This is a genomic window from Desulfobacter latus (assembly GCF_013389365.1).
GTDB lineage: Bacteria > Desulfobacterota > Desulfobacteria > Desulfobacterales > Desulfobacteraceae > Desulfobacter > Desulfobacter latus.
In genome coordinates, this window is the sequence record NZ_JACADJ010000025.1 from 37,249 (window position 1) to 51,421 (window position 14,173).

Below are 14,173 nucleotides of genomic sequence, written 5' to 3' on the forward strand. Positions count from 1 at the left end.
ATAGCTCTATTTATTTTTCACTCAGAGATTACAGCCAGGGTAAAAAAATAACGCTGAAGGAAGGGTGTTCAATATAAATTTTCAAAGTGAATAATTCTTATGTTTCGTCTTGACTGGCTCAGGTCAGTACTCATGGTATTATCAGCAGAAATATGTGGATAATGACCGATAAATTACAGATAAGATGAGAAGGCATGAGCCCCTCTGTGATATAGTTATCACGATAAGTAAAATTGAATCATAAGATGTGTAAAAAATTAGAAGGGAAAAACCCCTATGTCGTTAGAAAGCCAGACTTTTATGGAAAAATATCATAATTTGCCTGTTCTCGAAAAAAAGATTCTGCAGATTCTTTCCATCTCCTACGCCAAGTTGACTCAAACCGAGTTAATTGCCTGTCTTGTCGCTCTGGGTATCAAAGCGGAAGACGGTAAATCCTTTGATTCCGGAGCAAAGAACGCCAGGTTCAAGCGACTCCGTAATCCGCTGGATGCCCTTCTCAGCACAGATATATTGCATGGAAAAACCCGCAGTGTTCTGTTTATCAACCGGGATTATATCGAGGTTTTGACCAGGCACATTGTTGCTGAGAAGACGTTCACAACCCTAATCAATACCCTTCAACATACACTTCATCTGACGGAAGCGGGGTTGGCACAGGAAGAGCCTCTGTCCATGGCGAAATTGACGGCCGGTATACGGATTCTTTTTTATCAGGGAAAGACGGCCCAGGCTGCTGAGCTTTATGAAAAATTTAAAGACCAACGTGTGTTAGACAGAGAGCCGCTTCTCATGGTGTGGGAACATATCTGCTGTCGTCCCTTTGATCCGGACTGGTTCCGCCGTTTGCCGCCGGATGTCCACACAAGTTTTTTAAAAGAGTCTTATCTCAGGATAGTAGAATGCTGGGACCGGAACGATGCCTATGCCGATTACCTGGAATCGCTTGTCATGCAGGGGTCTGAAAAATGTGAATCAGAACTTGAGGCCGCGGTATTGGAAAAATGGATGCTCACCGGTCAACAGGATTGTCTGGACGCCTGGCTTAAAAATTATGGAAATAAAAGCGAACACCTTGAGAACAGTTTGTGTCTTCAGGGGTGGATCGCTTTTTGTAAAGGCAAGCCGGAAAAATCCATCTCATTGTATGACAACGCATTGGCGCTTCTGAATAAAAGGACAAAGGGGAAAAAGAAAGTCTTTTTCAACCGGTTCATGGGGCTCTTTTATATTCTGGCCCTGATCAAAGAGGGCAGTGATGAGAGCTTTCTCCGGGCCAGAGCGTGTCTGGCTGCGGGCGTAGATTTTGAAAAAATATGGGGCTTGTTAAGTGGGCTTCTGGATTATCTGCAAGGCAATTCCAGAAGCGCGGATCGTATTCTTCGTCACTACGTCTGGGTTAGCTCATGGGGTACGCCCTCACATCCGGCCATTGATTGTTTCACCTTGTTTGCTTACTACTGGGTGGACAAGGCAGAGGCAAAAAACAAACTTGAAGAGATAAAACAACTTCATAAATTTGCAGTAGAGAGGCAATATACCTGGTTTGCCGGAGAGCTTGAAGGTCTTATCCAAAGTCTATCCGGGCCGGGACCCAAAACCGGTAAAAAGCAGAATCCTTCCGTCCTGGTTGGACTGATCAGTGAAAGCAACATCTGGGAGCAGACCTTAAATGCGCTGCTCGCTTTGAACCCAGAAACATCCCCGGCAAAACCACGGGGGAAAAAGCAGGAACAAGAGAGCGATCAACGTATGGCCTGGTTCCTTGACTACGACAATAACGGTGAGTGCAGTATCAGCCCCAGGGAGCAGAAGAGAAATGCAAAAGGCGTCTGGACAAAAGGGCGCCCCGTTGCCTTGAAACGGCTGTGCAGTGAAAAAAGAACATTTTCCTATCTGACGGAACAGGATAAAAAGATTTGTGGCCATATCTATGCCAACAGTTACAAAGACGGGTGGTACACCAAGGTGGAATATATTTTTGATGACATGTATATGCCTGATGTCGTTGGCCATCCCTTGCTCTTTTCAAGCGATGGCATCACCCGGATGGAGCTGGTCCATGGAAAGCCTGAACTCACAATTTCAAAAGAGGAAAAAGATCAATTTACCTTTGTTCTGTCTCCCAGGCCCCGGCGTCATTTTAAGGCGGAACATGTGGTGGTAGAGGAGACCCCGACTCGCATCAAATTAGTATCGCTGGACGCAAAATATCATGCCATTGCCGATATTCTCGGCAAAGAGGCTTCATTTCCGATATCTGCGAAAGATAAAATTGTCCAGGTCATGGATGCACTGGCAGGGGATATCACCATCCATTCGGATATAGAAGGAGGGAGTGACATTGTTTCCGAGGCAAAAGCGGATTCAACCCTCCATGTTCAACTCTCTCCCCTGGGACAGGGGCTGAAACTCTCCATGGTTGTCCGTCCTCTGGGTGAAGAGGGACCGGCTTATTTCCCCGGCAGCAAAGGAAAAAATGTCATTGCCCGGGTGAATGGCATCCAGATGAAAACCACGAGGGAGCTGAACATTGAAAAAGAGCTGGCAGCGCGGTTGATTGATGGATGTCCAACCCTTGCCACCGCAGAAGAGAATCAGGGGGAGTGGCATTTTCCAGGGATGGAAGAGTCCCTGGCGCTTCTGGAGGAACTGGAGATACAGGAAGCGGCGGACGGAATTGTGCTGGAGTGGCCCGAAGGCAAATCCTTTGAACTGCTGGGAGATGTCTCGTTCACCAATTGCCGGCTCAACATCAAAGGGGGAGAAGATTGGTTTGCCATGACCGGTCAGGTGTTGGTGGATGAACACCTGACCCTGGAGATGGGAATGCTTTTGGAATATCTTGAAAAAAGCAGCACCCGATTCCTGGAGATTAAGCCGGGTCAATTCGTTAAATTAACACGCGCTTTTCAAAAAAGGCTCCAGGCGCTTGACAGATACTCCGTCAGAGATGGGAAAGGCGTAAAGTTTCACCCCTTGGCCGCCCTGGCCCTGGAGGGTTTTTTTCAGGAAGTAGGTACCTTACGTTCCAACAAGGCATGGAAAGCGCACATTGCAAAGCTTCAAACCCAGACAGATCCACTCCTGGCGGCGCCTTCCACGCTGCATGCCGAGTTGCGTGATTATCAGCTAGAGGGGATCAACTGGCTGAATTGTCTGTCAGACTGGGGGGTGGGCGCGTGTCTGGCCGATGATATGGGAATTGGTAAAACCATGCAGACCCTGGCCATGCTCATCAAGCATGCCCCCCAAGGCCCTTCACTGGTGGTTGCCCCCACGTCGGTCTGTGCCGGCTGGGTTGCCGAAGCCGCCCGCTTTGCACCTTGTCTGAATCTGATTTTATTTGGCGGGAGGAACCGGGAAAAAAGTCTGGACGATGCCGGCAGCTTTGATGTGTTGATATGCAGTTACGGCCTGATGCAGCAAAAAAAGACGGCCGACTTATTGTCTGCTGTCTCCTGGCAGATGGTGGTTCTGGATGAAGCCCAGGCAATCAAAAATTTCGCCACCCAGAGATCCCGGTCCGTCATGGAGCTGACGGCCGTATTCAAGGTGATTCTCACCGGGACGCCCATTGAAAACCACCTGGGTGAGCTGTGGAATCTTTTTCAGTTTATCAATCCCGGACTTTTAGGAACCCTGGAGCAATTTAACAACACCTTTGCCATTCCCATTGAAAAACAAGGCGATGCCCAGGCACGAAAAGATCTCAAGCGACTGCTCCAGCCGTTTATCCTGCGCCGTACCAAAGCCCAGGTCCTGGAAGAACTGCCCGCCCGTACAGAGATTGTGCTGGATATCGATTTGAGCAAAGAAGAAATGGCATTTTACGAAGCCCTGCGTCAACAGGCCCTGGAACGACTCACAAGCGATGATGAGAGCCATGGCGGCCAAAAGCATATCAAAATACTGGCGGAAATCACAAAACTGCGCCAGGCATGCTGCCACAGTGAACTTGTCAACAAGGAAATTTCCATTGACAGCAGTAAACTGGCGGTTTTTTCTGAAGTTCTGGATGAACTGATCACCAATGGACATAAAGCGCTTGTCTTCAGTCAATTTGTGGGGCATCTTACCATTGTCCGGAAATATCTGGATGACGCCGGCATTAAATACCAGTACCTGGACGGCAGTACACCGGCTGCCCAGCGGCAGAAGGCCATTCATGGCTTTCAATCCGGGCAGGGAGATGTGTTTTTGATCAGTCTCAAAGCCGGGGGCGTGGGGTTGAACCTTACAGCAGCGGATTATGTGATCCACATGGACCCATGGTGGAATCCGGCGGTGGAGGATCAGGCTTCGGACCGTGCCCATCGTATTGGTCAGCGCCGGCCTGTGACTATTTATCGCCTGATTACCCGGGGAACGGTGGAAGAAAAAATTGTGCAGATGCATCGCCGGAAACGAAAACTTGCGGACAGTCTTCTCACGGGGAGCGACTTAAGCGGGAAGATGTCTGCCGAAGAACTGCTGGCTTTAATCCAGGAGTAATCAGGTAGGGTGGGCAAAAGCGCAGCGTTGCCCACCATTTTATGTATAATTTTGTACCTGAACAATAGATCAAATGGGTTCAAGAACAACCGGTGGGCACAAAAAGCGTGCCCATCCTACCACGCTTCGTTTCTATCAGCCCTGGGCCGCACAGAATTGTGCCGCCTTTCTGATGCGCTGGACGGTTTTTTCTTTTCCAAGGGCGATAAACATTTCAAATATGCCGGGGCTCACCGTTGTGCCGGTGACCGCCACCCGCAGGGGTTGGGCAATTTTTCCAAATCCAAGCCCTGTCTGTTCCATGATCTGTTTAAAGACCTCTTCCTGGGCTGCCTGGCTGAAGTCGTCCCCAAGACTGTCAAAGGCATCGGCGCATTTGTTTAAAAGATCCTGGGTTTCGGGCTTCAGAAATTTTTTGGCTGCCTTCGCCTCAAATTCTATGTCATCCTTATAATAAAAAGCCGCGCCCTGGGCCATTTCCACAAGGGTTTTGCTTCGGGGTTGAAGCGTTTCGATCACCCCCTGGGTAAAGGCATCATTCTGGGCGCCAATGCCAAGGTCTGCCAGGTGAGGTAAAAGGTCGTCCCCCAATTCTATGGGTTTCTTTTTCTGGATGTGTTTGGCGTTCAGGGCATACAGCTTGTCCATGTCAAACATGCCGGCAGACCGGCCAAGGTGTTCAAGGTCGAACTTTTCAATAAGCTCTTGGCGTTCAAAAAATTCCTGGTCGCCATGGGACCATCCCAGTCTCACCAGATAATTGATCAGTGCATCAGCCAGAAATCCCATCTTTTTATATTCACCCACGGACATGGCGCCATGGCGTTTACTCAGCCGGGCCTTATCTGATCCCAGCACCATGGGAACATGGCCGAACACCGGCAACGGCGCGCCCAATGCCTGGTAAATCAGAATCTGTTTAGGGGTATTTACCAGGTGGTCATCCCCCCGGATAATGGTATTGATGCCCATGGTCATGTCATCCACCACCACCGCAAGGTTGTACATGGCCATACCTGAACTTCTCTGGATGATGAAGTCATCAATTTCCGCATTCTGAAACGCGGTACTGCCCTTGACAATGTCGTCCACAATGGTGACGCCGGTGTCCGGGGTTTTTAACCGCACCACGGTGTTTTCCCCTTTTTTAAGCCCGCGGTTCCGGCACTTGCCGTTATACATGGGCTTCAGCCCCTTGGCCTTGGCTTCTTCGCGCATGGCATCAACCGCTTCGGGCGTGCAGTCGCAATAGTAGGCATGGCCCTGTTCAACCAGACGGTCAATGTGTTCACTGTAAATATCATGACGCCGGGTCTGGAAATAGGGACCGTCATCCCAGTCAATTCCCAGCCATTGCATGGATTCCAGGATGGCGTCCACAGACGCTTTTGTTGAACGGGCTTCATCCGTGTCTTCTATACGTAGCACAAACCGCCCTGCGTTTTTTCTGGCCCACAGCCAGTTGAAAAGTGCCGTCCTGGCACCACCGATATGCAGATAGCCGGTGGGGGAGGGCGGAAAGCGTGTAATTATTGTATCCATTAAGGTCTCCAAAAGTATAAAAAGGCATAAAACCGACGGTTTATCTATCATATTTACGGGGGTTAAAGCAATCAGCAATTTTTGCCGGGATTCTTTGGTTGACTTCATATAAAAAATAGGGTAATTAAATATGTTTTAAATTTTGGCAGGTATTAAATAAAAACCAAATAAAATAATGTAGTTAGGAGAGAGTCATGGCCGTACCCAAGCAGAAAATTTCCAAAGCAAGAGGCAGAAAAAGGCGTACCCATTATAAAACCAGCGCTCCCACGGTAACCCTGTGTCCCGAGTGCCAGGAGCCTAAATTGCCCCATACGGCATGTCCTGAATGCGGTGCATACAAAGGCAGAAATGTAATCCTTGAAAAGGATGCAGACGATTAATTTGGTCGTACGACACGTCAAGGAAAGGAACAGTCAGGACATGACCATTGAAACCAAAGTAAGAAAAATTATTGCTGAAAAAATTCCCGGCATTGATGTTGAGGATGTGGTTCCCCAGGCGTCTTTGATCGAAGATCTTGGTGCGGATTCCTTGACCATCGTTGAGCTTATTATGTCAATGGAAGAAATTTTTGAAATTGAAATTGAGGATGATCAGGCTGAAAAAATGTCAACCGTCCAGGATATTTATGATTTCATTGCATCGAAATCATAAATAATAAATATAAGGGCTGGGTAGATATGGATAAGGGTAAACAAATCATCATCGGCAGTGACCATGCTGCGTTTGAACTAAAGGAAAAAATTAAGGAGCTGCTCACCGGCCTTGGCTATGAAGTTGAGGATGTGGGCACCCACAGCACTGCGTCTGTAAATTATCCTGATTTCGGTAAAAAAGTGGCCGGGGCGGTTTCCAACGGTATATTCGACCGGGGTATCCTTTTGTGTGGTACCGGCATTGGCATGTCTATGCAGGCCAACCGCTTTAAAGGCGTACGCGCAGCGCTGTGCTCGGATATTTTCTCCGCCCGGCTGAGCCGGCAGCATAATGATGCAAATATCCTGGTCATGGGTGGTCGTATGGTCGGTGATATTCTCGCCTTTGAACTGGTCAGGGAATGGCTTGCCACCCCCTTTGAGGGGGGGCGTCATCTGGACCGTATCCGTTCGTTGGATGACATTGGGTGAAATCGATAAGTAGAGATGAGAATACCGGCTGACATATTTTGAAATAGAAATAAGAAGGGCCGTGTTGGCAAACACCAACGCGCGATTGAATTATGGAAAATATACAATTTATCAAATCTTGTGATCCTGAGATTGCCTCAGTTATTGATAGTGAATATAGTCGGCAGGAATACGGGCTGAATCTCATCGCGTCGGAAAATACAGTGAGCCGGGCAGTCATGGAAGCCCAGGGTTCCATCATGACCAATAAATATGCTGAAGGATATCCGGCAAAACGGTATTATGGCGGGTGTCAATACATGGACCAGGCGGAAAATTTGGCCATTGAGCGGGTAAAAAAACTATTTGGTGTGGAATTTGCGAATGTTCAGCCCCATTCCGGATCCCAGGCGAATATGGCGGCTTATCTTTCCGTGCTCTCCCCCGGAGACGGAATTCTGGCCATGGATCTCTCCCATGGCGGTCATTTAACCCACGGCGCAGGGGTGAGCTTTTCCGGGCGTTTGTTCAATTTTTCCCATTATGGTTTAAATCCGGAAACCGAGACCATTGATTTGAACCAGGTGGAAGACCTGGCCCGGGCCAATAAGCCTAAAATGATTGTGGCAGGGGCGTCGGCTTATCCCAGAACCATTGACTTTAAAGGTTTTTCCGAAATTGCCAAGGCCTGCGGCGCAATTTTTCTGGTGGATATGGCCCATATTGCAGGGCTTGTCGCTGCCGGTGTACACCCCACACCGGTGGGGTACGCAGATATTATTACTTCCACCACCCATAAAACCCTGCGTGGTCCCAGGGGGGGGCTGATCCTCTCCAGCGCTGAACTGGGCAAGAAAATTAATTCCCAGATTTTTCCCGGTATCCAGGGCGGTCCTTTGATGCATGTTATTACAGCCAAAGCCGTGGCCTTTAAAGAGGCGTTGTCGCCCGGGTTCACGGAGTATCAGAAACAGGTGGTTAAAAATGCCGCTGTGCTGGCAGACGTCCTCATGGAACGGGGGTATAAACTGGTCTCCAATGGGACGGACAACCACATGGTCCTGGTGGATTTTTCCGGATTGGATATCACTGGAAAAGATGCGGAAGATCGCCTGGGCAGGGCGAATATTACGGTGAACAAAAATACCGTACCCAATGAAAAACGAAGCCCCTTTGTTACCTCGGGTGTCCGTATCGGCGTGCCGCTGGTTACTTCCCGGGGGATGGATGAAGCGGCTGTAGGGGCTATCGCCGGATTTATTTGCGATGTGCTGGATGACGAGGCCAATGTGCCGGACGTGGCCGTCAAGGTCAAAGACCTATGCACCCGGTATCCTTTATATGGAGACGCGGCCTGTTGATGATGCCCCCTGTTTCACCGGATTCAGCAAGCGCTGCGGGTGATGACCGTCCTTCCTGGAATGCATATTTTATGGCCATCACAGACCTTGTGTCCTCCCGGTCTACCTGTCTTCGGCGAAAAGTGGGGGCAGTGCTGGTCAAGGATAAACGCATTTTATGCTCGGGCTATAACGGTGCGCCGTCCCAGGTCCCCCATTGTAGCGAGACCGGCTGCCTGCGGAAGCAGCGCAAGGTGCCTTCCGGGGAAAAGCACGAGCTTTGCCGGGGCGTTCATGCGGAACAGAATGTGATCATCCAGGCGGCCTATCACGGAATATCTGTTGCCGGTGCTGATCTGTACTGCACCACCCGGCCCTGTTCCATCTGCGCCAAGATGATCATCAACGCGGGGATTAAAAGAGTGTTCTTTAAGACGGGATACGAAGACCCCCTTTCCCTGGAAATGTTTGCCCAGGCTGGGGTTGAACTGATCCGGCTTGACTGAATAATTAAAAGAGATTGATATGAAGTGCCCCTATTGTGATAACCCGAATACCAGAGTGGTGGATTCACGGCCGGGCAAAATCGAGCTCGAGGTCCGACGCAGAAGAGAGTGCCAGGCGTGCGGCTGGCGCTTCACGACCTATGAACGAGTGGAGCAGGTCCCTGTCATGATCGTTAAAAAAGACAACCGCCGGGAGGCGTTTGACAGGGAAAAAGTGATGCGCGGCATTCAGAAAGCCTGTGAAAAACGGGCCATCAGCATCAACCAGATCGAACAGATTGTAGATGAGATTGAACTGGACCTGCGGGAAAGCCGGGAACGGGAAGTGTCTACCAAAGTGGTGGGCGAAAAAATCATGAATGCCCTCAAGAAGCTGGATGATGTGGCTTATGTCCGGTTTGCTTCCGTGTACCGGGAGTTTACGGATGTGACGGATTTTATCCAGGAACTTGAAAGTCTGATTCATAAGGAGCATGGGGCCGAAGATGGCGACTCCGGTATGCAAGGCCCTGTCGATACGGATGACTGATTCGGACTATATGGCAAGGGCTTTGGCGCTTGCAGCCCGGGGAAAAGGGTATACCTCTCCCAATCCTTGTGTGGGTGCCGTGGTGGTAAAGAACGGTCAGATCATTGGTCAGGGCTTTCACGCCAAAGCCGGTGGCCCCCATGCGGAAGTGGTGGCCATTGATGATGCCGCAGCAAAAGCCCCTGAAAAATTGGCCGATGCCACGATCTACGTTACCCTGGAACCCTGCAACCATTTCGGAAAAACCCCGCCTTGCACGCATAAAATTCTCAACGCAGGTATCGGCCGGGTTGTCGTGGCCTGCAAAGATCCCAACCCTGTTGCAGGGGGCGGGATTGATTTTTTAAGGGGAAAAGGCCTTGCGGTTGTATCAGGGGTTATGGAACAAGCGGCTTTGACCCTGATCGAAGATTTTGTCTGGAATGTACAAAACCACCATACGCCGTTTGTCACCTTAAAATGTGCTGCCACCCTTGACGGATATATTGCCACCAGAACCGGGGATTCCCAATGGATCACCTCCAGCGCATCCCGAAATTTCGGCCATGAACTGCGTCACCAAAATGATGCCATTCTGATTGGCGCCGGCACCCTGCATGGGGATGATCCCTCCTTGACCGCCAGAATAGCGGGGAAACAGACCCGGGATCCTGCCCGCATCATTCTGGATACCCGTTTGACCATCCAGGAAAATGCCAAGGTTGTGGTTCAAAAATCAAGTGCCCCCACCATCATTGTGACAGGCCCGGACTGTGATCCCGGCAAAATCCAGCGCCTCAAAGACAAGGGCGCACAGATTCTTGAATGCCGGGTTTGTGGAAATTTGCTTGATTTAAATGACCTGATGATTAGGTTAAGGAAGCTGTCCATCACAAGCCTTCTGATTGAAGGCGGGGGATGTGTGGCGGCATCGGCTCTGGCCGCAGGTATTGTAAACAAGGTCTGTTATTTTCTTGCCCCTAAAATGATGGGCGGAAATGACGGCATCCCGGTGTTTAACGGATCCGGGCCGGAAAAGATAAAAGACGTGGTTGAACTGGTCCGGGTCACTACCCGACACTTTGATTCCGATATGCTGGTCACAGGCTATATTGAAGCATAGAATAGATTGATTAACGGCGGGAGATAATTTTTGTTTACTGGGATCATAGAAAGCCTGGGGACCATACGGCGTATGGAAACCCATGGAGAGGGCAAAATTCTGGTGATTGCCTGTGACCTGGATCTTTCCGGTACAGGCATCGGGGATTCGATTGCCGTGAACGGGGCCTGCCTGACCGCTGTAAGCCTTGGCAAAGGGCAGTTTAAAGTAGACATGGCACCGGAAACCGTGTTCCGTACGACATTTGACGCTATTGGACCCGGGGCCCGGGTCAATATTGAACGGGCGCTGAAGTTGTCGGACCGCATAGACGGGCATCTGGTATCAGGCCACATAGACGGCACCGGTACGGTCTCAAAAATTGAGACCCGGAGTAATGCCATCATATATGACATCCAGGTGCCGGAGAACCTGGCGGATGAGATGATAGAAAAAGGCTCTGTTGCCATTGACGGGATCAGCCTGACCATCAACCAATGTTGGGAAAACGGTTTTTCGGTAAGTATTATTCCCCATACCGCAAAAATTACAACCATCGGATTTAAAACCGTGGGAGATCGCGTCAATATTGAGACGGATATGCTGGGAAAATATGTGAAAAAATTTTTATCAGGGCAGGGGAAACGTGCAAAAAGCGCCAATGATGCCGGTGCTGATGCCGACCTGGACATCAGTATGTCATTTCTTGCCCGGAACGGATTCTTGTAAAGGATAACAACATGCCCCATTTAAGCATTGAGCAGGCGATTGAAGATATAAAAAAAGGAAAAATGGTCATCCTGGTGGATGACGAGGACCGGGAGAACGAAGGGGATCTGACCATGGCGGCCCAGGCCGTAACCCCGGAAGCCATTAACTTTATGGCCACCCACGGCCGGGGGCTTATCTGTCTGTCCCTTGATTCAAGTATTGCAGACAAACTTGATCTTCCCATGATGGTTGAGCAGAACACGTCCCAGTACGGTACCGGGTTCACGGTTTCCATTGAGGCCAAACGGGGGGTAACCACGGGCATCTCGGCTGCAGATCGTGCCACCACTATTTTAACGGCAGTGGATGATGAGACCGGACCCCGGGATATTGCACGACCCGGCCATATTTTTCCTTTACGGGCCCGGGACGGTGGGGTTATGGTGCGCATCGGCCAGACCGAAGGCTCTGTGGATCTTGCACGCCTTGCCGGTTTGAAGCCCGCCGGTGTTATTTGTGAAATCATGGACGATGACGGTACCATGGCCCGGATGCCTTCCCTTGAAAAATTTTCCGAAAAGCACGGCATCGGCATCTGCACGGTGGCGGATCTTGTTAAATACCGCTTAAAAACAGAAAGTTTTGTAAAGCGGGCTGCCGAAACCGTTATCCCGACCCGGGTAGGCGGTGAATTCAGGATCATTGCCTATGAGAATGATCTTGACAATCTGACGCACATTGCCTTGGTTAAAGGTGAAATCGATTCGGAAAAGGAAATTCTGGTGCGGGTGCATTCCGAATGCATGACCGGAGATATCTTTTGTTCGCTGCGCTGCGACTGCCAGGATCAGCTTCACCGGGCCATGAAAATGGTGGATGAGGAAGGCTGCGGCGTTATTCTGTATTTACGACAGGAGGGCCGGGGTATCGGCCTTGTAAACAAATTAAAAGCCTATGAATACCAGCGCCAGGGACTGGATACGGTTCAGGCCAATGAGGCACTTGGATTTTCCGCTGACTTGCGTGATTATGGTGTCGGTGCCCAGATGCTGGTGGATCTGGGCGTACGTAAAATGCGCCTGCTCACCAATAACCCGAAGAAGATGGTGGGACTTCAAGGTTACGGCCTGAGTGTTGTGGAACAAGTGCCCATTGAAGTGGCGCCCAATGCCTACAACCAGGGATATTTGAAGTGTAAACAAGCAAAAATGGGTCATCTATTACATATTAAATAAGGATAATAAATATGCCTCAGATAATTGAAGCCAATTTAAATGCCAAGGGCAAAAAATTCGGCATTGTTGCCGCCAGGTTCAATGATTTTATTGTGGACAAGCTTGTATCCGGTGCGTTGGATAGTTTGATCAGAAGCGGTGCACAGGATCAGGATATTGCTATTGTTAAGGTGCCCGGGGCGTTTGAAATTCCTTTGGCCGCAGCTAAAATGGCGGCCTTAAACAAATATGACGCGATTATCTGTTTAGGCGCCGTGATCCGGGGGGCCACGACGCATTATGATTATGTGTGTGCTGAAGTGTCCAAGGGTATTGCTTCCGTCAGCCTTGAGGCTAAAGTACCGGTGATGTTTGGTATTCTCACCACTGAAACCATTGAACAGGCCATTGAACGTGCCGGGACAAAATCCGGTAACAAGGGTTTTGATGTGGCCATGGGTGCCATTGAAATGGCAAACCTGTGCGCAACGATGGAATAGACCATGAGTGACAGGCGCAAATCCCGGGAATTGGCCCTGCAAGCGCTGTTTGCCTTGGATCTGAATAAAGCTGATCCCCAACCGCAAATGGATGACTTTCTTGAACAGCACGGGGAAAATTTAAGCAAGCCCTCACGTCTTTTTTTTCAAACGCTCATAGAGGGGGTGTTGGCGCATCGTGAAAAAATAGATGCACTTTTGGCGCAATGGGCCAAGAACTGGAAAATCTCCCGTATGCCGGCAGTGGACAGAAATGTCATGCGTATTGCAGTGTTTGAGATGCTTAATTTGTCGGATATTCCGTCATCGGTATCCATCAATGAGGCGGTCGAAATCGGCAAAAAATTCGGTACCCGGGATTCCGGATCGTTCATCAACGGGGTGCTGGACCGTATCCGGGCCCAATATGAGCCTTAAGCGAGTTATGATGTGAAGAACAAGGAGATGTAAACAGTTATTGATTTTATATCTATTATTATCTATATTAACTCATTATGAGTAATATTTACAGAATAAACGAATTTGCAAAAAGAATAGGGAAATCTGCATCGACATTGCGACGCTGGGATGCTGAAGGCCGATTAGTTGCCAAGCGAACGCCGACAGGTCAGCGGTATTATGATGAATCAGATGTTCGTAAGATATTTGGCATCAAAGATATTGAAAGAAAAACTGTTGTTTACTGCCGGGTGTCGTCCCACAACCAAAAAGATGATCTTCAATCTCAAATAACAGCCATGGAGCAATTTTGTTTAAATGGCGGGATTCCAGTAGATGAATGGATTCAGGAAATCGGCGGTGGAATGAACTTCAAAAGAAAAAAATTTCTGTCTTTGATGTCAAGAATATCTGCCGGTGAAATTAAGAGTCTGCTTGTGGCTCACAAAGATCGTTTATGTCGATTCGGATTTGATTTTTTTGAGTATATGGCGACGGAACATGGCTGTGAAATTAAGGTGGTAAATCAAGAATCTTTATCTCCGCAACAGGAAATGGTGGAGGATTTAATGGCAATTATCGATACATTCAGTTGTAGATTGTACGGGCTTCGTAAATATAAAAAAAAGATCAAAACAATGATTGAGGCGTCCGAGTAATGATAATCCAATTGGCTCATAAAATAGAACTCGATCCTACCAATGTACAG

At 49.2% G+C, this 14,173-nt stretch carries 14 protein-coding genes; 13 read left to right on the forward strand and 1 reads right to left on the reverse strand.

Going from position 1 to position 14,173, the window contains the following annotated elements; all coding sequences use genetic code 11:
• Nucleotides 1–300: 300 nt before the first annotated feature.
• Nucleotides 301–4,494, forward strand: coding sequence for a DEAD/DEAH box helicase (locus tag HXW94_RS09100; RefSeq protein ID WP_178366580.1), 4,194 nt, complete (start codon nucleotides 301–303; stop codon nucleotides 4,492–4,494).
• Nucleotides 4,495–4,629: 135 nt separating this feature from the next.
• On the opposite strand, the gene gltX is transcribed toward HXW94_RS09100, so the two are convergent.
• Complete coding sequence (gltX, locus tag HXW94_RS09105; RefSeq protein ID WP_178366581.1) at nucleotides 4,630–6,036, reverse strand: glutamate--tRNA ligase; 1,407 nt, start codon at nucleotides 6,034–6,036, stop codon at nucleotides 4,630–4,632.
• 194 nt (nucleotides 6,037–6,230) lie between these two features.
• Here gltX and rpmF point away from each other — a divergent pair, with 194 nt between their 5' ends.
• The 12 genes from rpmF to HXW94_RS09165 all read left to right on the forward strand — a co-directional run bounded on the left by rpmF (nucleotide 6,231) and on the right by HXW94_RS09165 (nucleotide 14,123).
• Nucleotides 6,231–6,419: a 50S ribosomal protein L32 gene (gene rpmF, locus HXW94_RS09110; protein WP_178366582.1), complete on the forward strand. Its 189-nt coding sequence runs from the start codon at nucleotides 6,231–6,233 to the stop codon at nucleotides 6,417–6,419.
• A gap of 40 nt (nucleotides 6,420–6,459) precedes the next feature.
• Nucleotides 6,460–6,693: an acyl carrier protein gene (gene acpP, locus HXW94_RS09115; protein WP_178366595.1), complete on the forward strand. Its 234-nt coding sequence runs from the start codon at nucleotides 6,460–6,462 to the stop codon at nucleotides 6,691–6,693.
• Nucleotides 6,694–6,719: 26 nt separating this feature from the next.
• Nucleotides 6,720–7,166, forward strand: coding sequence for a ribose 5-phosphate isomerase B (gene rpiB / locus HXW94_RS09120; protein WP_178366583.1), 447 nt, complete (start codon nucleotides 6,720–6,722; stop codon nucleotides 7,164–7,166).
• Between the two features lie 92 nt (nucleotides 7,167–7,258).
• Nucleotides 7,259–8,506 (forward strand): serine hydroxymethyltransferase, encoded by a 1,248-nt coding sequence (gene glyA, locus HXW94_RS09125; RefSeq protein WP_218576643.1) that lies wholly within the window; start codon nucleotides 7,259–7,261, stop codon nucleotides 8,504–8,506.
• 2 nt (nucleotides 8,507–8,508) lie between these two features.
• Nucleotides 8,509–8,991 (forward strand): deoxycytidylate deaminase, encoded by a 483-nt coding sequence (locus HXW94_RS09130; protein WP_178366597.1) that lies wholly within the window; start codon nucleotides 8,509–8,511, stop codon nucleotides 8,989–8,991.
• 19 nt (nucleotides 8,992–9,010) lie between these two features.
• Nucleotides 9,011–9,520: a transcriptional regulator NrdR gene (nrdR, locus tag HXW94_RS09135; protein WP_178366584.1), complete on the forward strand. Its 510-nt coding sequence runs from the start codon at nucleotides 9,011–9,013 to the stop codon at nucleotides 9,518–9,520.
• Nucleotides 9,513–10,622: a bifunctional diaminohydroxyphosphoribosylaminopyrimidine deaminase/5-amino-6-(5-phosphoribosylamino)uracil reductase RibD gene (gene ribD, locus HXW94_RS09140; RefSeq protein ID WP_178366598.1), complete on the forward strand. Its 1,110-nt coding sequence runs from the start codon at nucleotides 9,513–9,515 to the stop codon at nucleotides 10,620–10,622. Before nrdR ends, ribD begins: the two co-directional genes overlap by 8 nt.
• A gap of 30 nt (nucleotides 10,623–10,652) precedes the next feature.
• The gene (locus HXW94_RS09145; protein ID WP_178366585.1) at nucleotides 10,653–11,330 is read left to right on the forward strand and encodes a riboflavin synthase; all 678 of its coding nucleotides are present in this window, start codon (nucleotides 10,653–10,655) and stop codon (nucleotides 11,328–11,330) included.
• A gap of 11 nt (nucleotides 11,331–11,341) precedes the next feature.
• A complete protein-coding gene (locus HXW94_RS09150) occupies nucleotides 11,342–12,547 on the forward strand; it encodes a bifunctional 3,4-dihydroxy-2-butanone-4-phosphate synthase/GTP cyclohydrolase II (protein ID WP_178366586.1) in 1,206 nt (401 codons plus the stop codon).
• A gap of 11 nt (nucleotides 12,548–12,558) precedes the next feature.
• On the forward strand, nucleotides 12,559–13,026 hold the full coding sequence (ribH, locus tag HXW94_RS09155; protein ID WP_178366587.1) for a 6,7-dimethyl-8-ribityllumazine synthase: 468 nt from the start codon (nucleotides 12,559–12,561) through the stop codon (nucleotides 13,024–13,026).
• Between the two features lie 3 nt (nucleotides 13,027–13,029).
• Nucleotides 13,030–13,443, forward strand: coding sequence for a transcription antitermination factor NusB (gene nusB / locus HXW94_RS09160; protein WP_178366588.1), 414 nt, complete (start codon nucleotides 13,030–13,032; stop codon nucleotides 13,441–13,443).
• 77 nt (nucleotides 13,444–13,520) lie between these two features.
• Nucleotides 13,521–14,123 (forward strand): IS607 family transposase, encoded by a 603-nt coding sequence (locus tag HXW94_RS09165; RefSeq protein ID WP_178366589.1) that lies wholly within the window; start codon nucleotides 13,521–13,523, stop codon nucleotides 14,121–14,123.
• Nucleotides 14,124–14,173 lie beyond the last annotated feature (50 nt).

Excerpts from the sequence above, each read along its gene's own strand:
- ribD (WP_178366598.1), top strand. The coding sequence starts at position 9,513 with ATGACTGATTCGGACTATATGGCAAGGGCTTTGGCGCTTGCAGCCCGG.
- ribH (WP_178366587.1), top strand. The coding sequence starts at position 12,559 with ATGCCTCAGATAATTGAAGCCAATTTAAATGCCAAGGGCAAAAAATTC.
- HXW94_RS09165 (WP_178366589.1), top strand. The coding sequence starts at position 13,521 with ATGAGTAATATTTACAGAATAAACGAATTTGCAAAAAGAATAGGGAAA.
- HXW94_RS09130 (WP_178366597.1), top strand. The coding sequence starts at position 8,509 with ATGCCCCCTGTTTCACCGGATTCAGCAAGCGCTGCGGGTGATGACCGT.
- nrdR (WP_178366584.1), top strand. The coding sequence starts at position 9,011 with ATGAAGTGCCCCTATTGTGATAACCCGAATACCAGAGTGGTGGATTCA.
- HXW94_RS09150 (WP_178366586.1), top strand. The coding sequence starts at position 11,342 with ATGCCCCATTTAAGCATTGAGCAGGCGATTGAAGATATAAAAAAAGGA.
- HXW94_RS09100 (WP_178366580.1), top strand. The coding sequence starts at position 301 with ATGGAAAAATATCATAATTTGCCTGTTCTCGAAAAAAAGATTCTGCAG.
- gltX (WP_178366581.1), bottom strand. The coding sequence starts at position 6,036 with ATGGATACAATAATTACACGCTTTCCGCCCTCCCCCACCGGCTATCTG.
- acpP (WP_178366595.1), top strand. The coding sequence starts at position 6,460 with ATGACCATTGAAACCAAAGTAAGAAAAATTATTGCTGAAAAAATTCCC.
- rpmF (WP_178366582.1), top strand. The coding sequence starts at position 6,231 with ATGGCCGTACCCAAGCAGAAAATTTCCAAAGCAAGAGGCAGAAAAAGG.
- rpiB (WP_178366583.1), top strand. The coding sequence starts at position 6,720 with ATGGATAAGGGTAAACAAATCATCATCGGCAGTGACCATGCTGCGTTT.
- glyA (WP_218576643.1), top strand. The coding sequence starts at position 7,259 with ATGGAAAATATACAATTTATCAAATCTTGTGATCCTGAGATTGCCTCA.
- nusB (WP_178366588.1), top strand. The coding sequence starts at position 13,030 with ATGAGTGACAGGCGCAAATCCCGGGAATTGGCCCTGCAAGCGCTGTTT.